Here is a 24,675-nt window from a genome sequence, read left to right as displayed (position 1 = left end):
GATTTTTCATAAAAGCAGATTGGTGACTAAATATAGTAGGATATATTTATATAAGTTTATCTGCTAAAAGAAATTTTGTTCAAAAACTCCACCGAGGACGACCTCTGTTATGTGATTTAATTTTCAGCTGTTTGTGGCAGGGTTTTTGGAACCTTGGCCGATCGGAAGCAGGCCTCCGAAAACTATTTTTCTGAAATAAGGTATAGTTTAAGTGGTAATCGAGAGAACCTGCCTTTCTTTATTCATCATTTCAAAATTTTTAACCCCGAATCTCATGAATTTTTTACATAAACTGAAGGCCACTGCCGTGGCAGGACTTGTTGTAGGCTTCGTGTCAATAGGCGGTAGCGCTGTAGCCCAGCAGGCTACGCCTCAGAAAGCACCGCAGCAGCAGACGCAAGCTATTTCTGATCAGGATATCAAGCTCTTTGTAGATGCCAGTACCCGTTTGATGGAGCTGCAGCAGGAAAGCGAAAAAGCCATGCTGGTGATTCTGGAAGAAGAGAAATTAAGCGTCGATAAATTCAACACCCTGGCGCAGGCACATCAGCAGCAGAAGCTGGCTGAAGCCGAAGGCACAGCAGAAGAGAAGGCCGCTTTCAATAAAGCGATCGGACGTATGATGGAAATGCAACCTGACATTGAGAAGAACATGGAGGCTGCTATCCAAAAAGATGGCATGTCAGTAGAGCGCTACGAGCAGATCATGCTGGCTTACCAGCAGGATCCGGCCGTGCAGGCCAAGATCCAAAAAATGATGGGTTTGTAAAAGCTCTCAGGTATAAAGCCCAATAAAAAAGCTCCGCCGAATTCCGGCGGAGCTTTTTTATTGGGCTTAGTTCTGTGTGAACTCCAGTATCTTAAAGGTCTTACTGCGCTTGTCGTAATAGCCGTAGTGCAGCTTGTTATTGCCGTAGCGGTACAGTGTCTTATACTCCGGCGTCTGCTTCAGCTCTTCTTCATAGGCCTCTATCTTGTCCTGCACGGTGGCGGCGGTACTGTCGTCTTTTGCTACATAAGCTTTCTCAAGCGTCTCACTATCGAGCACAGCCCTGAAATAGGTACTCGTTCCCGGCCCTACCGGCTCACCGGATCGGTTATAAAACGGATCATAGTAGTAGCGGTTGTAAGGGAACATACTGTAGCTATACGGTAAGGTATAAGCAGGCACCCAACGACCTGGCATCAGGTATAAGCCACGTGAGGTCTGGATAAAACGATCGGGCGTACGCACCAGTCTGCCCGGGTCTCCGTTTATGTTCCGGCGGCTTGGTGGCTGATACGAACCGATGGTAAGCTGCAGTGTGCTGTCGTTGAAGGCATCCACCGTAATGGCAGGTTTACCCGTCGACAGGTTTCGCATCACCTTAGAGGTCTTCTCGATCACGCTATTGCCTGAAGAGAACAAGGCGCCTGCCCCCCGCTGGTGCACTGGCGTGGCTTTGATGTCGATATCCTGGTCGGCCGTATACCTGTACTCCTTAATTGGCTGCAGCGTGTTGAAGTTATAGGCAGTCAATGTAAACTCGTCTTTCTCTAGCTGTACCCGGAAAAGGGTGTTGGCATGCAGGAAAGAGTTGAAATTGGACTCGCTTTTAACAGCCAGCGACGGCAGTGTGCGGTATTCGGTTTGGCCGCTTGGCCAGTCGAGCGTCAGAATCTCGGTGGTCAGCTCTTTCTTCTTGCCACGGAGAGAGAAGCCGTCGAACACCAGGTATAGCTTATCACCGCGGGTATAGATCTTGCTGCGGTGCTGACCGGCAAACACGGTGCGTTCCAGATCGGGGTGCACAAAGATCAGTTCCTGCTGGCGTTCGCCCCGGGTGCGGGTGCGCGGCAGGTCAGCCATCTGGAAGGTCTTCTTCTCGTAGTAGCTTTCATCCAGTTCACGGTGCAGGATCAGGTTATCCTTTTTGTCGGTGTAGATCATGTAAAAATGTGATGCATCGGCAAAGGCCCCGACAAACGTCTCGTTCCTGTCACGGCGCAGCGGAACATCGGGTAGGCTACGGAAACCACCGCTATACCTGTTCACGGCAAACGGGCGCACAAACTCTTTGCTGCCGTTTACATACCGGCTGTAAAACACAAACTCAGTATCGGTTACGCGGGTGCCCAGCACCTGCGGCTGCTGGCCATTGCGGTACGGTATCTCCTGAGTCGCCACGGTCTGCCCTTGTGCATCTACCAGACTAAAGTGCAGCTTGCCACCCTGAAAGAAGTAAAGGCAGACATTACCGTCACCATCGGCCACCGACACCAGATCTTCGGCGCGGCGCAGGGGCAGCTCCAGGCTGGCGAACTCCTGCTGCGCACGCACTTCCGGAGCGGCAAAACCGAGCAGGAGCAAGGCTAAAAATATATATCGCATAAGTTTAATTTATTAAGGATTAATCTTAGTTGTGATAGCAAAATTCTAGCCAAAAAGATAAATTAGTAACACTACTTGCTACTGATGCAATAGGATAAGGATAGTTGGAATACTTGGTTTTTAGCGTGTATTACTTTGACCAAGCCTACCTGGTGACGAAGGCTAAAGGTCAGTCCGGCTTCATCTCCGTAGGTAAGCCCATACAATAATCCGTGATCTGCTCCTTTCATGTTCGGCCTGGAAGAGTAAGATTCAAACTCATAACGCTCAGACAGTAGCAGACCTGCATAGGCACCTCCTTGTAAACTTACATTGGGAGCAAGAAAGACTTTGGCAAGTACTGGCACATTCAGGTAATGCAGCAGCAGGTGGCCTCTGTTTATCTTTGCTCCCTGTAATGAATACTGAGCTTCTAGCTGTATACCTAGCCAGTCGTTTTCCATGGTGAGATAAGAGATGCCGGCATGGGCACCAATTTGTCCGCCAAACCAGGGCTCGCCCTTGGGAGATAAAGCCGTAAGGCTTGGTCCTATTTTGATACTGGTATACTTCCTCTTTGCAGAAGAGGAGGCTTGCTCCTGTGCCATCATCGTAGTAGAGTAAAGCAAAAAGAGTCCTGTAAAGAGTCCTGTAAAGAGTAGTAAGTAGAGTTTGTGCATAGAGAATTAGAAATAAGTTAGCAGCATAAAGATAGGTAAACGCGGAATAGCTTTTTCAGGTCAAAACAAAAGAGCCCGGCTAAGGTATAGCCGGGCTCTTTTGTTGTACAGGTATAGCCTGTGTTAAAACTCTGCGTTCTTCGGTGTGCGAGGGAATGGAATCACGTCACGGATGTTGCCCATACCGGTCACGAACTGCACCATGCGCTCGAAGCCCAGACCAAAGCCGGCGTGCGGACAACCTCCGAAACGGCGGGTATCCAGGTACCACCAGAGGTCCTCCTCGTGTATACCTACGCTCTTCATGCGCTCCACCAGTATGTCCATACGCTCCTCACGCTGCGAACCACCCACGATCTCGCCGATGCCCGGCGCCAGGATGTCCATAGCAGCCACGGTTTTGCCGTCGTCATTGAGACGCATGTAAAAGGCCTTGATGTCTTTTGGATAGTCGGTTACGATCACCGGCTTCTTGAAATGCTTCTCCACCAGGTAGCGCTCGTGCTCACTCTGCAGGTCGATGCCCCACTTCACGTCGTACTGGAATTTCTTCTTTTTGTAGTGGTTCGAGTTGAGCAGGATGTCGATGGCTTCAGTATAGGTCACACGCTCAAAGTCGTTGTTCACTACAAACTCCAGCTTCTCAAGCAGGGTCATTTCCTGGCGCTCGTTCTGCGGCTTGCTCTTGTCTTCCTCTGTCAGGCGCTGGCCCAGGAACTCAATGTCCTCGCGGTTGTGCTCCAGCGCGTAGCGGATGATGTACTTGATGAACTCCTCGGCCAGGTCAGCGTTCATTTTCAGGTCATAGAAAGCCATCTCCGGCTCGATCATCCAGAACTCAGCCAGGTGACGGGCCGTGTTGGAGTTCTCTGCCCGGAAGGTCGGTCCGAAGGTATAGATATCGCTGAAAGCCATGGCTGCCAGTTCGCCTTCCAGTTGACCAGATACGGTCAGGTTGGTTGCTTTGCCGAAGAAGTCCTCTTCGTAGTTTACCTGTCCGTTTTCGGTAACAGGCGGGTTCTGCGGATCAAGCGTGGTCACGCGGAACATCTCACCGGCGCCCTCTGCGTCAGAGGCCGTGATGATCGGCGTGTGCATGTACACGAAGCCTTTTTCGTTGAAGAATCTGTGTACGGCAAAAGCCAAAGAGTTTCGCACACGGAACACGGCCCCGAAGGTATTGGTACGGAAGCGCAGGTGAGCGATCTCTCGCAAAAACTCCAGCGAGTGCGCCTTCTTCTGCAGCGGATAGGTTTCCGGATCGGCTTTGCCCAGCACCTCAATCGTATTGGCCATGATCTCGTAGGCCTGTCCCTTGCCCTGCGACTCTACCAGCTGCCCCGTAATGGCTACGGCAGCACCGGTGGTTACGTCCTTCAGCGCATCCTCGCCAAATTTCTCGGCATCGGCTACTACCTGCAGGTTCTGTATCGTGGAGCCGTCGTTCACGGCGATGAAATTCACAAATTTGTTGCCGCGCTTGGTGCGTACCCAGCCCTTCAATAAAACCTCGTTGCCTACACCGGCACCCGTCAGTAGCTCTTTTACTTTTGTGCGTTGCATGTTATTTCTAGTAGCGTAATGTGTCTGAACAAATTATAAGTTAGGGTATAGTTCTCTGCCCTTCAAAAAAGATAGAAAAAGATGCGCTAACACCTTCAAAGGGACGACTCTAATCTGCTTAGGTAAAGTTCAGTAGCAGGCAAGTTAACCTGCGTTGACACTTAGGTATAGCCCCTTTTTCAATAATCCCTCAAAGTAACGATATTTTAACCTTTTTTGTAAATGCGAGTAAAATTATCCTAAATTTGAAGGTGCACTGACAGGCGCCAGAATCCATTTTCACCCACTATGCAGCGACTCGATTTAAGACAACTCTTATCCCAGAAGTTATCGCCGCAGCAGATACAATTTATCAAGCTGCTGCAGATACCTACTGTTGAGCTCGAAGCGCGCATAAAAGAGGAGATGGAGGTGAATCCAGCGCTTGAAGAAGGCCGTGAAGAGCCCGAAAACGAATACAGCGACTCCGACTCAGACGACTACGACAGCGATGACGACTACGGCAAAGACGATGTCGACATCAATGACTACCTGAACGATGACGAGATAAGCGGCTACAAGATGCAGGGCGACCGCGGTGGCGATGATGACGATGACCGTGAAATGCCCATCGCCATGTCCACTTCGCTCACCGACAACCTGATGGACCAGCTGGGCTTCCTGGAGCTCGACGACAAGCAGTACACGATCGGGATGCAGCTCATAGGCAGCATCGACAGCGACGGGTACATCCGCCGCGACCTGAGCTCTATTGCCAATGACCTGGCTTTTTCTCAGAACGTGATGACCACGGAGGAGGAGATCGAGCAGGTGCTGCACATGATACAGACCTTTGATCCGGCAGGTATAGGCGCACGTGATTTGCCGGAGTGCCTGCTGCTGCAGCTCGAGCGCCGCGAGCAGGACGAGACCATCCGGTTGGCTGAGCGCATCATCAAAGACTCGTTTGACGAGTTCACCAAGAAGCACTACCAGAAGATACAGAGCAAGTTTGGCGTATCGGAAGAAGAGCTGAAGAAAGCGATCGACGTCATCATCAAGCTTAACCCGAAGCCAGGTGGCAGCGGTGCCGGCATGACGCGGGTGCAGTACATTATACCTGACTTCATCCTGACGAACGAAAACGGGCAGCTGCAGCTGTCGCTCAACTCCCGCAACGCCCCGGACCTGCGCATCAGCCGCTCCTATGCCGATATGTTCGATGCCTACGACAAGTCGGACAAGAAGGATAAGAAGCTGAAGGAGACGGTGGCCTTTGTGAAGCAGAAACTGGATGCGGCCAAGTGGTTTATCGACGCCATACGCCAGCGCCAAAACACACTGCTGCGCACCATGGAGGCCATCATTAAATATCAGCACGATTTCTTCTTGGAAGGCGACGAAAGCCAATTGCGCCCGATGATTCTGAAAGATATTGCCGAGGAGATCGGGATGGACATCAGTACCGTGAGCCGTGTTGCCAACAGCAAAGCCGTGCAAACTGAGTTCGGTATTTACCCGCTCAAGTACTTCTTCTCCGAAGGTATAGCCACTGACTCTGGTGAGGATGCCAGCAGCCGTGAGGTGAAGCATATTCTTAAAGAGATCATTGACAAAGAGAACAAGCGCAAGCCACTGTCCGACGAGAAAATTGAAAAGCTCCTGAACGATAAAGGCTACAACATTGCCCGCCGTACCGTGGCCAAGTACCGTGAGCAGCTCAACATACCTGTAGCACGTTTGCGAAAGGAGCTTTAACTGTTGATGTCTAAATGGGTAAATTGTTGATTGCTGATTGTTTGGTGCACGATTGGACAAGTCACGACCTGTTTCTACAAGTGAAACCTTCTGAACTTTTTAACTCCTCAACTCCCAAACTTTTAAACTCCTAAACTCTACTTGAACCGCTCCCTTGCCCGCTTTTTGTCTATTGCGTTTCACCCACTGCTGATGCCGACCTATCTGTTCGTCATCATCCTATATTTTTTGCCGGTTTCCTCTATCTCACTTCCGCTCCAGAGCCGCTGGATTGTGCTGAGCATGATCTTCTTCAGCACCTTCATGGTGCCCGGGCTAGGAGCTTTTGCGATGTTCAAAACCGGTTTTATCGACTCGTATGAGATTGACCGACGCGAGCAGCGCAGCAAGCCGCTTTTGTTCACGGCTATTTGCTATGCGGTCACGACTTATCTGTTTTACTCAGAGCCTGTTTTTGATCAGCTTTTCTATTTTGTAATGGGGGTGATCACCGCATCTGTCTTTGTGGCCTGGTTCGTATCCTTCTTCTGGAAGATCAGTGCGCACGGCATCGGACTGGGAGGGGCCTTAGGTGTGCTTTTGCTGGTGAACAAACTGATGCCCGAAGCAGGTTTGCTCATGCCTATCATATTGCTGATCCTGGTATCTGGGGCAGTGCTCTCAGCCAGGCTGGCGTTGCATGCTCATACCCCGGCGCAAGCCTATACCGGCTTTCTGACAGGGCTTGTGCTGGTGCTCATGGCAGGCATGGTGGCATTATAGCGGTTTTTGCTCTTCAGGGTGATTATCTATACCTTTGGTTATCTCTACTATAAACAAACGACAACATGAACTACGAGTGCTTGCTATACAACGTGCAGGATGGCGTCGCGACCATCACGCTGAACAGACCTGATGTTTTCAACGCGTTTAACGACAAGCAGAGCTACGAACTGCAGGATGCTCTGAAGCAGGTAACGCGCGACGACAGTGTGCGGGTAGTTATCCTGACGGGTGCCGGTAAGGCCTTCTGCTCTGGTCAGGACCTTAAGGCCATCGCCAGTGCCGACAAGCGCGACCTGTCGGAGTCGCTTGAGAAAAGGTATAACCCGATCATACGGGCGATGCGAAACCTTCCGAAGCCAATTATCTGCAAGCTAAATGGTGTGGCCGCAGGTGCCGGTTGCTCGCTTGCTTTAGCCTGTGACCTGATCGTTGCCTCTACTGCTGCCAGTATGATCGAAGTGTTTGTGAACGTGGGCCTGGTGCTGGACTCTGGCTCGTCTTTCTTCCTGCCGCGTGTGGTGGGTTCACTTAAGGCCTTTGAGTTGAGTACCCTTGGCTCCAAGGTGGGCGCTGAAGAAGCCCTGCAGCTAGGTATGGTCAACAAAGTGGTAGCACCGGAAGAACTCGACGCTGCTGTGGCTGAGCTGGCGGCCCGTTATGCCGTGGCACCGACCAAAGCGATAGGCCTGATGAAAAAGATGCTTAACAAGTCATTTAACTCCACCTTGGACGAGATGCTGGATTACGAGGCGCACTGCCAGAAAATAGCCGGTAACTCAGCAGACTATAAGGAAGGAGTTACTGCCTTCAACGAAAAGCGCAAGCCGAACTTCACGGGTGCTTAGGCCAGCATATAAGTCCTTACCATAAGTATAGAAGCCGGAACCAGTGTCCGGCTTTTTTTATACCCCGCATTTTAGGCCATTCGCCCATGCTAACAGCCCTTTCACACATAAATTGAAATATGATGGGCACACAACTACTACATCAAGTATACATACAGTAGTATTCAAAGGAATAATTAGCTTAAAATTATGAAAAATCAGTTTCTCCTCATCACGACTGTACTGCTATGGGTATTGCTGACCACCCCTGCACATGCGCAGGACTGCAACGGCTATATGCTGTTAACTGAAAATGCAGAGTACGAGATACTCAACTACAACCAGCGCAATAAACTTACAGGCCGTATGCTTTACAAGGTGACAGATGTGCGGCGCGACGGCAATAAATTGGAGGCTACGGTTCATACCCAGATGTATGATGAGAAAGGCAAAATGGCCAACGAAGGCAGCTACCAGGTAGGCTGCGAAAACGGCTCCATCTGGATAGACATGCGCTCGCTTATGAACCCGGATATGATGGAAGCTTATAAGAACATGGAAGTTAAAATGGAGGGCGACCACATGGACTACCCGGCCTCCCTCAGTCCGGGACAGCAACTCAAAGACGGAAGCTTCACCATCAACGTCATAGACAAAGGCAGCGGCCAGAACATGAGCACGATCACGATGCAGGTGACAGGACGCACTGTGGGCAACAAAGAGCGGCTGGAGGTGCCGGCCGGCACCTACGAAGGCTTCAAGATAAATCAGGACATGGAGGTGCAGACCCGTGCCATGGGAATGAAAATGCCCGGTACCCGCATGCAAACGGTAGAGTGGTTTGTGCCCGGCACCGGCTGGATCAAGTCGGAAACTTACCGCAACGACAAACTAATGGCTTACAGCGTGCTCAACAAAATCAATAAGTAATCAGAAAGAATAGCCGATCGAGAAGTTCAGCTGCGGAGAGGGCCCCACCGTGAAGACGGCGCCTTCATCGGAATGCACCACATGCCCGATGATGTTTTCCCTGATCAGGTCTCCGCCGTTGGTGGCATTGGCAATCTTAACCCGCCCTCCAAGTCCTCCTGACAGCTCTGTGGTAAAGTGACGGCCCAGCCGGAACTGGTAACCAAGGTGGTAGCTCAGGTCTATGACATTCTGGTAAAGCCGGCCTACATACCTGAAGTCAGGGTCGTTGGGCGGCACGTCCGGCAGGTCAAACACATTGCGCTCAAACACAATGAAGCGGTAGCTGAACATAGGGCCGTGGAAAAAGCCGAAAGGAGCAGGTTTCTTCTTAGAGGTATAGTAACGCTGACTCATCCGGATGCCGATGCCCATCACATCCTTTATATTAGTTGACCAGCCATCGCCCTTCATGTGCAGTTTGTAAAAATAGCTCAGTCCGAACTCGTTACTGATACCGGGTGCGCGCACTTTTTCATAAGAAACGAAGACTTCTCCGTAGTGCAGCGGGTGTATCTTGAATACCTTGTCATGGTCCCGGTCAATGTTAGCCATCTCGGCACGATCCTCCCTTTCCTGCTCCGTTACCTGTGCATGGGTTGCGGTACAAATCATAAAACAATAGAAGAATACCAAAGCTGCGGTGGGGCGCAAGGCCAATAGTCGTGTCATAAGGTATGGCTTAAGAAGGGTTGCAGGCTTGTTTCAGGTATATATCGTTTTATGCCTGAGATGGTTGTAGCCTTTTCCGTCTGGGTTGCATACCCTCTCACTTTAACCCGAAAAATCCTCCAAACAGCGGTTTTTTGACTGTGTCTACTATATTAAAAGCACATAATATAACAACATTGCATTAGGGGCGTATACCAATCTGTTCAAACTATTTTACTATTAACAAGAAATAACACTATGAAAAGAATTGCAACAACAGGATTAATGGCATGTGCCTTTATGTTCGGCACAATGGCCTGTGGCGGCTCGGGCAGCGACAGCGTAGAACAGGCACAGGAAGCCACCGAACAAACCTTTGAGGACACTGCCATGGAGGACCGAAGAGTAGAGGCCTCTGAGTTTGTGACCAAAGCAGCCAGCAGCAGCATGATGGAAGTAGAGGCAGGTAAACTGGCGCAGGAACGTGCGACCAACCCACAAGTGAAGGAGTTTGCCGCCATGATGGTAAAGGACCACTCAGCGGCAAATGACGAACTGCGCACGCTGGCAACCAGCAAAAACATCACACTGCCTGACAGCATGAGCAACGAGCACATGGACCAGATGCGTGATTTGCGCGACAAGCAAGGTGCTGAGTTTGACAGAAACTATATGGACAAAATGGTGAGCGCGCACGATAGCGACATCAGCATGTTTGAGGATGTGGCAGAAGATGAAAACTACGCAGATGCAGATGTGAAGGCATTTGCCAGCAAGACACTTCCAAAGCTGCGCCAGCATCGTGATCGTGCCCAGCAGATCAGAGACGGCCTTGGTAATAACTAAGCACTTGTTCTGATTTATTTTATAAAAAGACTATCTTGAGCATCTGCAGCCCTTATGGTTGCAGATGTTCCTGTTTTAAACCCATGTGTATGATTCGGAAATTTACGGTGTATATGGCGAGCGCCCTATTGCTGTTGGGCAGCACCTCATGTGGCGGAGACGATAGCATAGAGCAGGCAGCCGCCCAGAGCGTAGAGCAGTTTGAGGCCGCTGGCGTGCAAGGCATGAAAAACGACGCCCTGTTTATAGCAGAGGCCACCAGCGCAAATATGCTGCAGGTGCAGCTCGGCGACCTGGCTTTGGAGAGAGCTGTCAGCCCCGAAGTAAAAGAAATGGCGCAGGATATGAGCACAGGTCACCGTCGTGTGATGGAAGACCTGCAGGATGTAGCTGTTCAAGGCGAATTTGTGGTACCTAACGAACTGGGCAGTTCGCATCAGAAGGTATACAATGAAGTGAGTGGCGAAACAGGTATAGGATTTGACCTGGCCTACATCAAGCGTATACGCGAAGAGCACAATCGTTTGCTGAAACGCTACGAAGACATGGCAGAGAACGCAATCAATATGGATGTCAAGCAGTTTGCCTCCAAGCAACTACCACTCTTGCGGCAGCACCTGCAGAAGGCCGAAGCACTCGAAGACAGACTCGGAAGCATCTAAAAACGAAAAGTCCGCTGCTATACCTTAGCAGCGGACTTTTCAAATATGCTGAGCTATACCTGATTTTAAGCCTGACCGTTTTCGCGGTAGTGGCTGGTCTTGAGCTCCTCTTTCAGGAAGCGGGCGGTATAGCCTTTGCCTTTTTTAACGATGTCCTCTGGCGTGCCGGCAGCCACAATGGTGCCGCCGCCCTCGCCGCCTTCCGGTCCGATGTCGATGATCCAGTCGGCGATCTTGATCAGGTCGAGGTTGTGCTCAATGATAAGCACCGAGTTGCCTTTGTCAGTCAGCTTGTGCAGCACCTCGCTCAGGTGCTCAATGTCCTGGAAGTGGAGACCGGTTGTCGGTTCGTCCAGGATGTAGAGCGTCTTGCCCGTGTCTTTCTTGGAAAGCTCTGTAGCCAGTTTCACACGCTGTGCCTCACCGCCCGATAGGGTAGTCGCCTGCTGACCGAGGGTAATGTAGCCTAAGCCCACCTCGTTGAGTGTCTGTATCTTGCGAAGTATGCGCGGCTGACTTTCAAAGAATTCCACTGCCTGCTCTACCGTCATATCCAGCACGTCAGTGATGCTCTTGCCTTTGAAGCGCACTTCCAGTGTTTCGCGGTTGTAGCGCTTGCCTTTGCAGACTTCACACGGCACGTATACGTCCGGGAGGAAGTTCATCTCGATCGTGCGCATACCTGCCCCTTCGCAAGCCTCGCAGCGGCCGCCCTTCACGTTAAACGAGAAACGACCTGGGTTATACCCTCTGATCTTGGCTTCCGGCAGTTGCGCAAACAGCGTACGGATATCGGTAAACACACCCGTATAGGTAGCCGGGTTGGATCGTGGCGTACGACCGATCGGTGATTGGTCCACCTCAATCACTTTATCAAGATGCTCTAATCCCTCAATTTTCTTATAAGGAAGCGGGTCACGCTTGGCCCGGAAGAAATGCGTGTTCAGGATCGGATAGAGCGTGTCATGTATGAGCGAGGACTTGCCACTGCCCGATACACCCGTTACGCACACCATCTTGCCGAGCGGCAGCTCCAGCGTTACGTTTTTCAGGTTGTGGCCCGTAGCACCTTTCAGCTTCAGCACCCCACCCGTGCCCGGACGCTTCACACGCGGCACCGCTATACCTCTTCTATTGCTCAGGAAGTCTGCTGTGGTGGTGCCGGCATTCATCATGTCTTCCGGTGTGCCGGCAGTTACCACCTGTCCGCCGTGTATACCTGCGCCCGGACCGATGTCCACCACGTAGTCGGCCTGCAGGATCATGTCTTTGTCGTGCTCCACCACAATGATGGAGTTGCCCAGATCGCGAAGGTCCTGCAATGCTTTGATGAGGCGCTCGTTGTCGCGCTGGTGCAGGCCTATGCTCGGTTCGTCCATGATGTAGAGTACGCCCACGAGCTGGGTGCCGATCTGAGTGGCCAGGCGTATACGCTGGCTCTCGCCGCCCGAAAGGGTTTTTACAGGACGGTGCAGGCTCAGGTAGTCCAGACCTACATCCAGCAGGAAGCCGATGCGCTTGCGAATCTCTTTCAGGAGTTCACGGGCAATCACATTCTGACGCTCGTTCATGCGGTCTTCCACGCCCTCAAACCAGGCAGCCAGTTTGTTGATATCCAGCACCGAGAGTTCGCCTATATTAGTATCAGCGATCTTGAAGTGCAGGGACTCCTTTTTGAGTCTATACCCGTTACACTCCGGGCAGGTCGTCGTCTGCGCAAAGTCCTCCACCCAGGAGCGGATGTTGTCGGAGTCAGATTCCATCTGCCCTTTCAGAAAATTGACAATGCCCTCAAACTCGACCACATAGTTGCCTTTTTTGGTATTCACCTCCAGCTCTTCGTCCAAACCATAGAGCAAAACACGCAACACGTCCTCCGGCAGATCTTTGATCGGCGTCGAAACCGATACCTTGAAATGCTTGAAAAGGGCTTCAATCTGCTTGAAGATCCAGATATCTCGGTACTCACCCAATGGCGCTATACCTCCGCGACGAATACTCAAACTTCTGTCAGGTATAACAGACTCTTCGGTGATCTCCTGAATCTCTCCCAAGCCGTTACATACCGGGCAGGCACCGTACGGCGAGTTGAACGAGAAAGAGTTTGGAGCCGGATCGTCATAGGCTATACCTGTGGCAGGGTCCATGAGGTGACGGGAGAAGAAGTGTGTCTTGTCAGCGTCCACGTCCAGTATCAGCACCGTGCCCTTGCCGTGCGTGAGCGCATTCTGGATAGAGCCAGACAAACGGAAACGGTCTTCCTCCTTCACCACGATCTTGTCGATTACGATCTCGATGTCGTGGATCTTATACCTGTCCACCTGCATTTTCGGGGCGATCTCCATCAGCTCGCCATCCACACGGGCCCGAATGAAGCCCATCTTGCGGATCTGCTGGAAGAGCTCGCGGTAGTGGCCCTTACGGCCTTTCACCACCGGGGCCAGTACCACAATGCGTTTACCGTCGAAGTTCTCCAGGATGTGGTTCACGATCTGGTCATCGCTCTGGCGCACCATTTTCTCGCCGGTCACATAGCTATACGCCTCGGCTGTGCGGGCCCAAAGTAGTCGCATAAAGTCGTAGATCTCTGTGATGGTGCCCACAGTAGAACGCGGGTTGCGGCTTGTGGTCTTCTGCTCGATGGAGATTACCGGCGAGAGGCCTTCGATCTTGTCCACGTCGGGGCGCTCGAGTCCGCCCATGAAAGAGCGGGCGTAGGCCGAGAAAGTTTCCATGTAGCGGCGCTGTCCTTCGGCGTATATGGTGTCGAAAGCCAGCGAGGACTTGCCCGAGCCACTAATGCCGGTAAAAACGACCAGCTTGTAGCGGGGCAGCTTGATGGAAATGTTTTTGAGGTTATGTTCGCGGGCACCGTATACTTCAATCTGCTGTGTTTCGCCATTTAGCGAAAAGGCAGTGTCGGTGCTGCTTGCTGTGTCTTGCGCTTGATTAAAAGCCATTCAGGAATGCTTGATTTTAAATAGCAAAGGTACAAAAATATCGGCTCCTCCGGACTCGGAGATGCTAACCCTTCTTAACAGAGATCAGCGCTAAATGGTTTAGCTTTCAGCAATTATCCTTAGCATATACCTCAATCTATGTTTCCGTAGCGCGATGCCTGTTTTTCGTGAAGTTCTTCGTGGTGGTGACTTGTGGGCTCGTATTCTTGCCGATGGCGCTGGATCAGCTTCTGCTTATTGAGGTAGCGCACGAAGCTATACACTGCCAGCAGTATACCAATAGGCAATAGCGTTAAGCCGATCAGCTCCATGTAAACATGCTGAGAGAACTTAATGGCAGCAAAGCCCCCCGCAATAAGTGCAATAGCCGTTCGGAAATAAGCCATCAGGGTACGCTCATTGGCAAAGATGGTACGTTGTATAGCCATCTCGTCCCGGATCTCAGCGTTCTTCTTTTCCAGCTTTTTGATCTTCTTACGCAGTTTCTTGATTTCGTCTTGCTCCTGCACAGGCATCGATTCTATTTTTTTGAGAAATATACGAAACAAACAGAAGGAAAGGGGTAGCAGCAGCGTGCCTTGTCTTTATAACGGCGGGCATAAGCAGGTACGCATTAGGCAGAGGTTTGTTTACCATTCTCGCCGGGTTCGAGCATTTCGCTGTGTGCCCGCTCGTGTTCATGACTGGTAGGGCAGTAGCCCTGGTGGTGATTCTCAATGATACGCTGCTTGTGCCTATACCTGACAAAGCTGTAAACGCCCAGTATAATACCAATCGGGATCAAAATGACACCAATGATCTCCAAGTACAGATCATCGGAAAGCTTGATGGCCACAAAACCACCTACTGATATGGTCATGGCCGTGCGCAGGTAGGCCATCAGGGTACGTTCATTGGCGAAGATGGTACGTTCTGCCGCCATGTGGTCACGTATCTCCGCGTTTTTCTGCTCCTGCACTTTCAGCTTCTTCTTGAGCTTCTTGATCAACTCTTTGTCCGCGTCTGACATAGGCTTGGGGCTTTCCTGTTATTATGTACGATTCTACTGGGCTAAGGTAATGGCAATCAGATAAAGCCTTTAGTTAGAACCGAATTCAAAATTTTCAAATTCAATGTTAAAACTATATATTGCTAAGGTGCAAAGTAGCTCCTTTTATACCTGCTGCGCACATACGCCAACTGCACCTCCGTTTTATGAAAAGACGCTACCACTATTTTCTGCTTGCAGTACTGATGCTATTGTCAGGTTATACCTGGGCGCAGGATACCGGGCAACCGCGCCTCACCGCCAGCTATCAGAACCAGCCCCTGAAGGCAGTGCTGCAAGACCTGCAGCAGAAGCACAGATTGCGCGTGTTTTACCAGCCTGACTGGGTGGAAGGTATACAAGTGACCAAGACCTTTGAGCAGGAACCACTCACAAGTGCTTTGCAAAAGCTTCTGGAGAAAGCCCGCCTTTCATTCGTGCTGTATGATGACCACACCGTCGTGCTGGTGCCTCTTTCTGCGGCTTCCATTTTTCGGTCCGATACGGTGCTGTCAGAGGCAGCAGCTGCAGGGCAGGTCGCCGAACGCATTGTGACGCTGAGCGGAGAGGTGCGTAGTGCCAAAACAGGCGAGCCGTTCATTGGCGCCACCGTGCTGCTCGTAGAGATTGGGAAAGGTACCGTTGCCGACGAGCAGGGCAGGTATACCTTGTCGGTGCCCGCCGGTAACTATACCCTGCGGGTGCGGGCCATCGGCATGGTGGAAGACCAGCGGCGGGTTAGTTTACAGCAGAGCCGCACCATGAACGTGGAATTGTTTGAAGTTAGCAACCAGTTGCGGGAAGTGGAGATATCGGCCAAAGCGCCTGACCATAATGTGGAGAGTCTCGAAATGGGAGTGGCCCGCCTGTCGATTCAGGAAGTGCGCAAAATGCCTAATTTTCTGGGAGAGGTGGACGTGTTGCGGAGCGTGATTACGCTGCCCGGCGTGACCACCGTAGGAGAGGGGGCCAGCGGCTTCAATGTGCGGGGGGGCAGTATCGACCAGAACCTGATCCTGCAAGACCAGGCGCCGCTTTTCAGTGCGTCTCACTTGTTCGGATTCTTCTCCGTATTCAACCCGGATATGGTGCAGGATGTTACCCTGTACCGCGGTGGTATACCTGCGCGGTATGGTGGCCGCATCTCATCGGTGCTGGACGTGGAGCTGAAAGAAGGCAACAAGAAAGCGCCAATCCTGAGCGGTGGTATCGGTCTGCTGGCAAGCCGCCTGATGGTGGAAGCACCACTGCTGAAAGACAAAGCTTCTTTTGTGCTCGGAGCTCGTGGTGCCTACCCCGGGCTGGCACTGCGCTACGTACCGGACAAGTCCGTGCGCGACAGCGACGGCTACTTCTACGACTTCAATGCCAAGGTCGACTATACGCTCAGCAACAAAGACCAGCTGATGGTGTCTGGCTACCTGAGCCGCGACGGTTTTCGCTTCGGGGCTGATACCACCTATACCTGGGGTACCGCCACCGCGACTGCTCGTTGGAACCACACCTTCAATGACAAACTTCTGTCGAGTGTCACGGGTGTGGTGGGTGATTATGACTATGGCGTAGAAGCCGAAACAGAGCCTTACAGCTATACCCTTGACTCAGAGATTAAATACAAGCAAATCAGGGCAGACCTGAACTACGAACCTACTGTACGGCATAAGGTAGGCCTGGGCGCCTCGTCCTCCTGGTATGAATTCAGTCCAGGCACTCTGACGCCCGGCTCAGAACTGTCCAGTCTGCTGCCTGTCAGCATGCCTCGTGAGCGCTCCGTTGAAGCCGCGCTATACCTGGACCACGAATACACGCTCAACCCAAGAATCTCGGTCAGCTACGGCCTACGCTACTCTTCTTACTATAACCTGGGGCCGGGCGATGTGTACGTGTACGATCCGGAGTCACCACGGCGTGAGTCTACTATTATAGACACGCTCAGCTACAGCAACGGCGGTGTGATACAGCAGTATGGAAACTTTGAGCCGCGTGCTTCACTAAAGATAAGCCTGGGCGAAAATAGCTCGGTGAAGCTGGGCTACAACCGCATGGCGCAGTATATCCATTTGATCTCCAATACAACAGCGGCCTCTCCGGTAGATATCTGGAAAACGAGCAACCCGAACCTGCGCCCGCAGATCGGTGATCAGGTAGCGCTTGGCTTTTTCAAAAACCTGCAGGACAATACCATCGAGCTCTCGGCGGAGGCCTACTACAAAAAGCTGCACGACCTAGTGGAGTATAAGGACGGAGCCCGGCTGCTGCTCAACAGTACCCTTGATGCCGACCTGCTGCCGGGCGAGGGCAAGGCCTACGGTCTTGAACTGATGATGCGCCGCAAAGGCAAAAAGCTCACGGGCTGGGCAAGCTATACCTACTCCAGATCGCTGCGCCGTGTGAATGGCCCCACACCAGAGGAACGCATCAACAACGGTAACTTCTTCCCCGCCAACTTCGACAAGCCGCATGACCTTACCCTGGTCCTGAACCAGCAGCTTACCCGCCTGATCAGTCTGTCAGCGAACTTCACCTACAGTACCGGCAGGCCTATTACTTATCCGGAGTCAGTGGGCTACATCGATGGGTTGCTGATCGTGAACTACAGCGACCGCAACCAGCACCGCATACCAGACTACCACCGCCTGGACCTGGCATTTGTGATAGATGGCACCAACAAGCGGAACGCCAACTGGGTAAGCAGCTGGGCCTTCTCGGTATACAACGTGTACGGACGCAAGAACCCTTATTCGGTATTCTTCAAGCCTGCTTACGGCGGCACTATTCCGCAGGCCTATAGGCTGTCAGTGATCGGGTCGGCGGTGCCGGCTATTACTTACAATTTCAAGATCACACGATGAAAAGGCTGCTGAGTTGGCTGGTGACTGTAGTTGGCCTGAGCTCCAATGCCTGCGTCGATCCGATCGCGATACAGACTGGGAAGACAGAGCCCCAACTGGTGGTGAGCGGGCTGATCACGGATCGGCCTGACGAAAGCCTCAACAAAGTGAGCCTCTCCTGGTCGGAACCCTTTGACGGTGAAAGCAAGGTGGTGTTCAACAGGCCTGTGCTGGGGGCCTATGTAAAGATTCTGGACAATCGGGGTACAGGATTTCAACTGATAGAGGGGGAGCGGGGTGTTTACTTCCTGCCTCAGTACCTGGCCGGGGAAGCAGGTCAGCACTATAGACTGTACATCAGGTTACCCGATGGCCGGGAGTATGAATCAGTACCCGAACTGCTGCAGCCGTCTCCACAGATGGAGCACGTCACCTATACCTTCAAAGAGTTTACCGAAGTAGTCAGAAACGGCAGCGGTGAACTGGTGGAGCAAACCTCAGAAGGCTTTGAGGTATACGCTACTCTAGCAGATCCGGCTGGCACCGCGAACTACTACCGTTGGGACGCAACCGGTGTATTCGAGTACTTCAGTCGCGCTCCAGACGCACTGCCTATACCTGCCACCCAATGCTGGTCTTTTGCAGGGCGTGTTACAGGCAGAGCTGTCACTGCCGGCGACAGGCTTTTTAACGGGAACATGCACAAGCAGACGGTCGTGGTGCTGCCTGCTGACATGCCCACCAAGTATCTGGTGAGAGTGCGGCAGTATGCCCTCACAGCACAGGCCTATGAGTTCTGGCGGCTTTTTGAACAGCAGCAGTCCAGTGTGGGAAGCATTTTTGATCCGCCTCCGGCCAAAATACGGGGCAACCTGTATAGTTTGAGCAAGCCCGCAGAAGAGGTGATCGGGTATTTTGGCGCTTCGGGGGTAAGCGAGAAAGGCGTGTTGATCGACAGAGCGGTGCACGCTCCTTTCCGGAGCGGACCTTATGAGCCCCCTTTTGTGGTACCGCCCCAGGATTGCCGGATTCTTTTTCCGAACAGCACTGCCATGAAGCCGGCTGGTTTTTAAGATTTACAGATTATTGTCTTTCAATGCAGCGAGTAAAAAACACATATCGTCAAATCCGGCAGTGGGCCATGTTACTGATCCTCATTCTGCTGCAGGCCTGCGTGGATCCTTTTGAGCTCCAGACCGGCACAGAGCAGAAGTCACTGGTGGTGAGTGGCATGATCACAGATCAGAATAACCCGGAACTGAACAAAGTAACCCTCACCTGGACCGCCCCCTTTGATAGCGAAAGCCAGCAGGTGATTGTAGAGCGTGTGCACAATGCCACTGTAACCATACAAGACAACCTCGGCAACAACATGCCTCTGTATGAAGAAGGCAGAACCGGCGTGTATACACTGGAAGAAAGCGATTACCAGGTAGAGCAGGGCCGAAGCTATTCCTTGCACATCACCTTGCCTGACGGCCGGGAGTATGCATCGCGTCCGGAACTGCTGCGCCCGGTACCAGCCATCCAAGGCATAAGCTATGAGTTTAAGCAATTTGTAGACGTCGTGCGCAACTCAGCGGGCATGTTGATCGAGCGCAGGTCGGTGGGTTTTGAAGTAAAGGCCCAGGTGCAGGACCCGCCAGAGCGAGGCAACTACTATCGCTGGGACACAGAGGGGGTGTTTGAGTTTTACACCAACACAGGTGATGCGCCAGTGCCTTCCGTGTGCTGGGCCAACATGGGTAGCATCAACACCAAAGTGGTGGCGAATAATGACAGACTGGTGAACGGACGCTACTTTGAGCAGCCCGTGGTGGTGGTGCCTGCCGATATCCCAACCAAATACCGCATTAAGATCAGGCAGTTTTCTTTGACCAGCGAGGCTTACGAGTTCTGGCGCCTGTTCAATGAACAGCAGACGAGTGTGGGCAGTATTTTCGATCCGCCTCCGGCACGCATTAACGGTAACATGTACAGCGTCACCAATCGCGAAGAACGGGTAGTCGGGTATTTCACTGCTTCTTCCATGGTGGAAGATTTTATCGTGATCCAACGCATGTTCTATGCGCCTTTTCCAGGTTTGCCATATGAATTACCTATTGGCGATTGTCGCTATACCTTCTTGTACCCGAATGTAACTGACCAACGGCCAATCGGCTTCTAACCTTTAAACCAAACAGATGCACATAGCCTTTTACAACATCCCCAAAATAACAGCCAGGCTGCTGCTGGCAGTTGCTCCCTTGCTCAGCATGCCGGCTTTTGCCCAGCAGGAGCAGGTTGCCAAAGTCGCCGCCGCCCAGGTACAGCGCCAGCTCTCAGACGAGCAGGTACAACTGGTGCACAGTCAGTCCTGGTACATGGCTGGTGAGCGCCTCTGGTACAGTGCCGCTGTGCGCAAAAGCTCCACTGCTCCCGCGAGTCGGGTGCTTTATGTAGAGCTGCTGGATGCAAAAGGCAGCACCCTGATCAACCAGCGACTGGTGCTGGAGGATGGAAAAGCACAGGGAGATTTCCTGTTGCCTGAAAACATGCCTTCGGGCAGTTATACCTTGCGGGCTGCCACCAACTGGATGCGGAACTTCAGTACGCGACAGCACTGGCAGGAACAGCTCACCGTAGTCAACCCGAACGAAGTAAAGGCGCTGGAAGGGCGAACAGCAGCAGCTAAAGCCCTGCAGGTACGATTTTTACCTGAGTCTGGTGTTTGGCCAGCGGGAGTGCCTACCAAAATAGTAGCGACCGTGACCAACGCAGCAGGTATAGGTATAGCCGCCCAAGGTATAGTAGCTGATACAGCCGGGCAAACCATTGCCTCCTTTAAAAGCGACGAGTCAGGTGTAGCCGTGTTTAGCCTGGCGGCCACAGAACAGCAGGAACTGGTAGCACAGGTACAGGCAGCTAACTATACGCCACAGCAGGTAACGCTTCCCAAACCAAAGAAACAGGGCGTAAGCCTGGCAGTTGGGGAAGTGAGCCCAACAGGTATACAAGTAAGGGTGCAGGGGCAATCAGCGGCAGGTCATGTGCTGGTGGCAGCGTCGGGGAGCAAGGTATACTTCGCGCAGCACGTGACGGGGGCAGAGCAGATCACCGTGCCGTGGTCAGATGCAGAACAGCCGCAGTGCAGGTTGCTGCTGCTCAACACGGGAGGTATGGTAGAAGCTGAACAGCGCATCACGATGCCACGTGCAACAGGTATAGAAGTACAGGCCGACCGCCAGCAGTACGGCACCCGGCAGCAGGTAACTGTTACAGTCAAGGGGTTGCCTGCCACTGCTATGCTCACAGCCTCTGTGGCAGAGCGTCGTGCCAAGCTAAAGCAGCCCAGCGGATCTGTAGTTGCAAACGGCATGCGGCTGGAACAAGAAACAGACGTGGAGCTCTGGGAGGCCATCACAAAAAATGAAACAGAGGCCCGCTTTGCCCGGGAGCCCCTGGTGGAGCCTATGCGGCAGGAAGCCGTAAAGGGGCCTTTTCAGCAGGAGGCTTTTGCCAAGCAGTTGGACACGGCTTTTGTGCAGGCGCTGCCCCCACACGTAATAAGCGTCGCGCAGAAGCATTATACCCGCACTAATATCCAGGACATTTATGGCCTGACAGAACCACATGCTGCCTCTCCACTGCCACGTTTGCCAGCCGACCGGGTGTTCAAGCTGGATGACTACGTTGCTTTTCAGGATGTAGAGGAGACTATCCGGGAAGTGACCACTAACCTGCGCATGCGTAAGAAAAAGGGTAAGCAAACCGTGCGGCTGCTTTACGTGGCCCCCGGAACCAAACGCATGATGAAGGACGAACCGCTATACCTGCTGGACGGCGTCATCCTGGAGAATATGGACGAGATCATGGCGCTCGACCTGAACGACATCGCCTCTATCGAGATAGCCTGGTCTGAGGAAAAGCTGTACGCCGGCAACCTGGGACGCCTGGTAGACAATGGCATGTTTGCCATCTATACCAAAAGCGGCGAGGCTCGGGAGCGACTAAAAGCGAAGGGCCTGCCTGTGTTGTATGAACAATACAACTTGCCCCGGAATTTTGTAGTGCCGGCCGCTGCCTCTAACGACGCGGTGCAGACTCAACTGCCAGACTTCCGGCAACAGCTTTACTGGCAGCCGCACCTGCAGGTTGGAGCTGACGGAAATGCCACCTTTACATGCTATACCTCCGATGAGACAGGAGTATTTGAGATACGGGTGCAGGGGCAGACAGCCGAAGGCCTTCCCGTAAGCGGAAGCACTTCCATTGAGGTAAAGCTGCTAAACTAGAAGCCAAACTAAGGTTGAATTTTAGCTAATGGCCTGCTTGTGCATGCTTTCTGCATAAAGTCACTGAGGTATCAGCTATGGAAAGACGGTACAACTAAATAAAAACGCCCCACTGAAGAACAGTGAGGCGTTTTTTTGTGGGAATGTTTTTCTCTTAGAAGTTCGGAGACAGCAGGTATTTGCTGTAGAACTCGTCGATTACTTTCACGGCTTCCGTTGGGTCATCCACGATATGCACCAGGTCTAAGTCCTCAGGACTGATGTTGCTCTCTACTTTCAGCATTACATCTTCTACCCACTGCATCAGGCCGCCCCAGTATTCACGACCTACCAGTACGATTGGGAAGGCGCCGATCTTCTTGGTCTGGATCAGCGTGATCGCCTCAAACAGCTCGTCGAGCGTACCAAAGCCGCCCGGCATCACGATAAAGCCCTGCGCATACTTCACAAACATCACTTTGCGCACAAAGAAGTAATCGAAGTTGATGAGCTTGTCAGAGTCGATGTAGATGTTGTTGAACTGCTCAAACGGCAGCTGTATGTTCAGGCCTACAGACTTGCCTCCCTCGGAGTGCGCGCCTTTGTTGCCGGCCTCCATAATACCCGGGCCGCCGCCTGTGATTACGCCGTAGCCATGGCGTACCAGCTTGGCTGCGATTTCCTCAGCCATGACGTAGTACTTGTGGGTGTTTTTGGTGCGGGCCGATCCGAAAATAGAAACGCATGGGCCGATCTTGGCCAGTTTCTCGAACCCTTCCACAAACTCCGACATCACCTTGAAGATCTGCCATGAGTCAGCGATTTTGATCTCGTTCCAGTCTTTGTCAACAAAAGCCTGTCTGATTTTTACATCCTCTTCAGATGCCGGGGGAGCTGAAACCTGTCCGGCTTCGCGCAGGTCGGTAATGGATTTTGCTTTATTTTCGTTTACGTCCGGGTTCAGGATAGTCTGTCCGCTACCGCTGTTGTGTGACTCGTCGTTGAGTTTCGTTTTGCTTGTCTTTCTAAGCTTTGTCATAATTCTTTCTTCGTCTTCTTCAGGAGGCAGGCCTCCTGCGGCACACTCGCAATGAGGCGCCTTCTTCATTAAACTAAATAATTTTAAGGGTGTGTGGCTGCAGCGTGGAGAAGAAAACTATGCAGCCACGGTTGTGTCTTTTTATTTGGAGCGAATCGCAATCACGGGATCCAGGTTTGACGCAAGCACCGCCGGAATAATCCCCGACAGCATACCTATGACCGCCGATACGCCCAGGCCCAGTATAATGTTGCCTGCCGATAGCGAAATCTTCATCATGTCCTGCGGTATAAGTGTGAGCAGGAACACGAGCAGGATGCCAATGCCACCGCCAATAATGCTCAAAAATACTGACTCAAACAAGAACTGAAACAGAATGAAATAGTTTTTAGCGCCCAGTGATTTTTGTATACCGATAATATTGGTTCTTTCCTTTACAGACACAAACATGATGTTGGCGATACCGAAGCCGCCCACCAGTATGGCAAAACCACCAATTACCCATCCCGCCAGTCCCACTACCTGGAAGAAACCTGTTACAGCTTGCGTTGCCATTTCGGGTCGATTGATGGCAAAGTTGTCTTCGTCGCGGGGCTTCAGACCCCGGATGTTGCGCATCATGCCGCGTACTTCGTATTCCAGTTCCTGTAAGCCTATGTCCTCTTCGCGGCCTTTTACCGCAATAGTGGAGCCGATGCCATTAGGGCCGGTCGCGTACATTTTGCTGAAGGTACCGTAAGGTATGATTCCCATCTGGTCAAAGTTAGGCATGCCAAACATACTCTCGCCTTGCTTCTCCATCACCCCGATCACCGTAAACTTATGCCCACTCACCCGTAGTTCCTGCCCAATGGCAGGCTGGCCCGGGTACAGCGTATTGGCTATCTCGTCACCTATAATCATCACGTTGCGGGCTGCGTCCACTTCCTGCGGTATAAAGTAACGGCCTTCTGCCACCGGAATATCTGTTACTTTGTTGTAGTCGAAGGTAACGCCCATCAGGCCGGCATCTCTGTAATTGTTATTGCGATGCTTGAACACGTTGCGGCCTCTGTTAGCGAAGATGGCCACACCCGCATCGTTGGTCAGGTTGCGGTCCAGCAGGCGGTATTCATGCGTGTTAGGCTGCGGTCGCTTAAAGTACTTCCACCAGGGGTATTCACCACCAAAGCTCCAGGGCCACTTCTCTACGTACAGCACTTTGTCACCTATAAAACTCATGCTGTCGCGCACGTTGCGCTCGAGCGAATCTACCAGCGTAAACACCGATATGATAGCAAAAATGCCTATCGTAACGCCCAACAGGGAGAGGATCGTTCGGAGCAGGTTCGCACGAAGGGCTTGCCATGCAAATCGGAAACTTTCAGCGATGAGGCGTAGGTAGATCATAGTTGGACGTACAGTAAAGTAATTTTCTTAAAAGTAAGAATATTTCGGGCAAACTAAGTAAATTTGCGGTTTGATTTTTTAATTGTATCATGGGTATGTCTTCTTGAATTTTGGGGAAGAAGACATAGG

General features: G+C 52.0%; 20 protein-coding genes. 11 read left to right on the top strand and 9 right to left on the bottom strand.

Annotation, left to right across the window (positions count from 1 at the left end):
* Positions 1 to 274: 274 nt before the first annotated feature.
* Positions 275 to 769 (top strand): DUF4168 domain-containing protein, encoded by a 495-nt coding sequence (locus BW972_RS04125; RefSeq protein WP_076421217.1) that lies wholly within the window; start codon positions 275 to 277, stop codon positions 767 to 769.
* Positions 770 to 835: 66 nt separating this feature from the next.
* Here BW972_RS04125 and BW972_RS04120 read toward each other — a convergent pair whose 3' ends face one another.
* The 3 genes from BW972_RS04120 to asnS form a co-directional block, all read right to left on the bottom strand.
* The gene (locus BW972_RS04120) at positions 836 to 2,371 is read right to left on the bottom strand and encodes a hypothetical protein (protein WP_076421215.1); all 1,536 of its coding nucleotides are present in this window, start codon (positions 2,369 to 2,371) and stop codon (positions 836 to 838) included.
* A gap of 71 nt (positions 2,372 to 2,442) precedes the next feature.
* Positions 2,443 to 3,030 carry an outer membrane beta-barrel protein gene (locus BW972_RS04115; protein WP_076421213.1) on the bottom strand — a complete coding sequence of 196 codons (588 nt, stop codon included), beginning with the start codon at positions 3,028 to 3,030 and terminating at the stop codon, positions 2,443 to 2,445.
* Between the two features lie 123 nt (positions 3,031 to 3,153).
* On the bottom strand, positions 3,154 to 4,593 hold the full coding sequence (gene asnS / locus BW972_RS04110; protein WP_076421211.1) for an asparagine--tRNA ligase: 1,440 nt from the start codon (positions 4,591 to 4,593) through the stop codon (positions 3,154 to 3,156).
* A 288-nt stretch (positions 4,594 to 4,881) separates the two neighbouring features.
* On the opposite strand from asnS, the gene rpoN reads away from it, so the two are divergent.
* The 4 genes from rpoN (at position 4,882) to BW972_RS04090 (ending at position 8,849) form a co-directional block, all read left to right on the top strand.
* Entirely contained in the window at positions 4,882 to 6,330 is a 1,449-nt protein-coding gene (gene rpoN, locus BW972_RS04105; protein ID WP_076421209.1) for an RNA polymerase factor sigma-54, read from the top strand.
* A gap of 141 nt (positions 6,331 to 6,471) precedes the next feature.
* Entirely contained in the window at positions 6,472 to 7,092 is a 621-nt protein-coding gene (locus tag BW972_RS04100) for a hypothetical protein (RefSeq protein WP_007652209.1), read from the top strand.
* A gap of 65 nt (positions 7,093 to 7,157) precedes the next feature.
* Complete coding sequence (locus BW972_RS04095) at positions 7,158 to 7,940, top strand: enoyl-CoA hydratase-related protein (protein WP_076421206.1); 783 nt, start codon at positions 7,158 to 7,160, stop codon at positions 7,938 to 7,940.
* A 189-nt stretch (positions 7,941 to 8,129) separates the two neighbouring features.
* The gene (locus BW972_RS04090; RefSeq protein ID WP_076421204.1) at positions 8,130 to 8,849 is read left to right on the top strand and encodes a TapB family protein; all 720 of its coding nucleotides are present in this window, start codon (positions 8,130 to 8,132) and stop codon (positions 8,847 to 8,849) included.
* Here BW972_RS04090 and BW972_RS04085 read toward each other — a convergent pair whose 3' ends face one another.
* Positions 8,850 to 9,560 (bottom strand): ABC transporter ATP-binding protein, encoded by a 711-nt coding sequence (locus BW972_RS04085; RefSeq protein ID WP_234986292.1) that lies wholly within the window; start codon positions 9,558 to 9,560, stop codon positions 8,850 to 8,852.
* A 237-nt stretch (positions 9,561 to 9,797) separates the two neighbouring features.
* Here BW972_RS04085 and BW972_RS04080 point away from each other — a divergent pair, with 237 nt between their 5' ends.
* Together BW972_RS04080 and BW972_RS04075 are read left to right on the top strand one after the other, a co-directional pair.
* On the top strand, positions 9,798 to 10,385 hold the full coding sequence (locus BW972_RS04080) for a DUF4142 domain-containing protein (RefSeq protein WP_040573375.1): 588 nt from the start codon (positions 9,798 to 9,800) through the stop codon (positions 10,383 to 10,385).
* 89 nt (positions 10,386 to 10,474) lie between these two features.
* Positions 10,475 to 11,047, top strand: a complete 573-nt coding sequence (locus BW972_RS04075; protein WP_076421200.1) for a DUF4142 domain-containing protein — start codon at positions 10,475 to 10,477, stop codon at positions 11,045 to 11,047.
* A 65-nt stretch (positions 11,048 to 11,112) separates the two neighbouring features.
* Here BW972_RS04075 and uvrA read toward each other — a convergent pair whose 3' ends face one another.
* The 3 genes from uvrA to BW972_RS04060 form a co-directional block, all read right to left on the bottom strand.
* A complete protein-coding gene (gene uvrA / locus BW972_RS04070) occupies positions 11,113 to 14,007 on the bottom strand; it encodes an excinuclease ABC subunit UvrA (protein WP_076421198.1) in 2,895 nt (964 codons plus the stop codon).
* Between the two features lie 131 nt (positions 14,008 to 14,138).
* Complete coding sequence (locus tag BW972_RS04065) at positions 14,139 to 14,555, bottom strand: YidH family protein (protein ID WP_234986291.1); 417 nt, start codon at positions 14,553 to 14,555, stop codon at positions 14,139 to 14,141.
* Between the two features lie 65 nt (positions 14,556 to 14,620).
* Positions 14,621 to 15,016 (bottom strand): DUF202 domain-containing protein, encoded by a 396-nt coding sequence (locus tag BW972_RS04060; RefSeq protein WP_007652189.1) that lies wholly within the window; start codon positions 15,014 to 15,016, stop codon positions 14,621 to 14,623.
* Positions 15,017 to 15,201: 185 nt separating this feature from the next.
* Here BW972_RS04060 and BW972_RS04055 point away from each other — a divergent pair, with 185 nt between their 5' ends.
* From BW972_RS04055 to BW972_RS04040, 4 genes are all read left to right on the top strand, one after another.
* Positions 15,202 to 17,886 (top strand): TonB-dependent receptor, encoded by a 2,685-nt coding sequence (locus BW972_RS04055; protein WP_076421196.1) that lies wholly within the window; start codon positions 15,202 to 15,204, stop codon positions 17,884 to 17,886.
* Positions 17,883 to 18,938, top strand: coding sequence for a DUF4249 domain-containing protein (locus BW972_RS04050; protein ID WP_076421193.1), 1,056 nt, complete (start codon positions 17,883 to 17,885; stop codon positions 18,936 to 18,938). Before BW972_RS04055 ends, BW972_RS04050 begins: the two co-directional genes overlap by 4 nt.
* A 68-nt stretch (positions 18,939 to 19,006) precedes the next feature.
* Complete coding sequence (locus BW972_RS04045; RefSeq protein WP_234986290.1) at positions 19,007 to 20,032, top strand: DUF4249 domain-containing protein; 1,026 nt, start codon at positions 19,007 to 19,009, stop codon at positions 20,030 to 20,032.
* Positions 20,033 to 20,048: 16 nt separating this feature from the next.
* Complete coding sequence (locus tag BW972_RS04040) at positions 20,049 to 22,139, top strand: hypothetical protein (RefSeq protein WP_076421188.1); 2,091 nt, start codon at positions 20,049 to 20,051, stop codon at positions 22,137 to 22,139.
* Positions 22,140 to 22,293: 154 nt separating this feature from the next.
* Here the strand turns inward: BW972_RS04040 and BW972_RS04035 are convergent, their stop codons facing one another.
* Positions 22,294 to 23,157, bottom strand: a complete 864-nt coding sequence (locus tag BW972_RS04035) for an LOG family protein (RefSeq protein WP_230392215.1) — start codon at positions 23,155 to 23,157, stop codon at positions 22,294 to 22,296.
* Between the two features lie 141 nt (positions 23,158 to 23,298).
* Positions 23,299 to 24,546 carry an ABC transporter permease gene (locus BW972_RS04030; RefSeq protein ID WP_076421185.1) on the bottom strand — a complete coding sequence of 416 codons (1,248 nt, stop codon included), beginning with the start codon at positions 24,544 to 24,546 and terminating at the stop codon, positions 23,299 to 23,301.
* Positions 24,547 to 24,675: the final 129 nt, after the last annotated feature.

Origin of the sequence: Pontibacter lucknowensis (assembly GCF_900156415.1) — a bacterium.
Lineage (GTDB): Bacteria > Bacteroidota > Bacteroidia > Cytophagales > Hymenobacteraceae > Pontibacter > Pontibacter lucknowensis.
This window is presented reverse-complemented; position numbering and strand designations above follow the sequence as displayed.

What these genes read in the sequence shown, in the direction of transcription:
- BW972_RS04125 (WP_076421217.1), top strand. Translation starts at nt 275, where the DNA reads ATGAATTTTTTACATAAACTGAAGGCCACTGCCGTGGCAGGACTTGTT.
- BW972_RS04120 (WP_076421215.1), bottom strand. Translation starts at nt 2,371, where the DNA reads ATGCGATATATATTTTTAGCCTTGCTCCTGCTCGGTTTTGCCGCTCCG.
- BW972_RS04115 (WP_076421213.1), bottom strand. Translation starts at nt 3,030, where the DNA reads ATGCACAAACTCTACTTACTACTCTTTACAGGACTCTTTACAGGACTC.
- asnS (WP_076421211.1), bottom strand. Translation starts at nt 4,593, where the DNA reads ATGCAACGCACAAAAGTAAAAGAGCTACTGACGGGTGCCGGTGTAGGC.
- rpoN (WP_076421209.1), top strand. Translation starts at nt 4,882, where the DNA reads ATGCAGCGACTCGATTTAAGACAACTCTTATCCCAGAAGTTATCGCCG.
- BW972_RS04095 (WP_076421206.1), top strand. Translation starts at nt 7,158, where the DNA reads ATGAACTACGAGTGCTTGCTATACAACGTGCAGGATGGCGTCGCGACC.
- BW972_RS04090 (WP_076421204.1), top strand. Translation starts at nt 8,130, where the DNA reads ATGAAAAATCAGTTTCTCCTCATCACGACTGTACTGCTATGGGTATTG.
- BW972_RS04085 (WP_234986292.1), bottom strand. Translation starts at nt 9,560, where the DNA reads ATGACACGACTATTGGCCTTGCGCCCCACCGCAGCTTTGGTATTCTTC.
- BW972_RS04080 (WP_040573375.1), top strand. Translation starts at nt 9,798, where the DNA reads ATGAAAAGAATTGCAACAACAGGATTAATGGCATGTGCCTTTATGTTC.
- BW972_RS04075 (WP_076421200.1), top strand. Translation starts at nt 10,475, where the DNA reads ATGATTCGGAAATTTACGGTGTATATGGCGAGCGCCCTATTGCTGTTG.
- uvrA (WP_076421198.1), bottom strand. Translation starts at nt 14,007, where the DNA reads ATGGCTTTTAATCAAGCGCAAGACACAGCAAGCAGCACCGACACTGCC.
- BW972_RS04060 (WP_007652189.1), bottom strand. Translation starts at nt 15,016, where the DNA reads ATGTCAGACGCGGACAAAGAGTTGATCAAGAAGCTCAAGAAGAAGCTG.
- BW972_RS04055 (WP_076421196.1), top strand. Translation starts at nt 15,202, where the DNA reads ATGAAAAGACGCTACCACTATTTTCTGCTTGCAGTACTGATGCTATTG.
- BW972_RS04050 (WP_076421193.1), top strand. Translation starts at nt 17,883, where the DNA reads ATGAAAAGGCTGCTGAGTTGGCTGGTGACTGTAGTTGGCCTGAGCTCC.
- BW972_RS04045 (WP_234986290.1), top strand. Translation starts at nt 19,007, where the DNA reads ATGTTACTGATCCTCATTCTGCTGCAGGCCTGCGTGGATCCTTTTGAG.
- BW972_RS04040 (WP_076421188.1), top strand. Translation starts at nt 20,049, where the DNA reads ATGCACATAGCCTTTTACAACATCCCCAAAATAACAGCCAGGCTGCTG.
- BW972_RS04035 (WP_230392215.1), bottom strand. Translation starts at nt 23,157, where the DNA reads ATGACAAAGCTTAGAAAGACAAGCAAAACGAAACTCAACGACGAGTCA.
- BW972_RS04030 (WP_076421185.1), bottom strand. Translation starts at nt 24,546, where the DNA reads ATGATCTACCTACGCCTCATCGCTGAAAGTTTCCGATTTGCATGGCAA.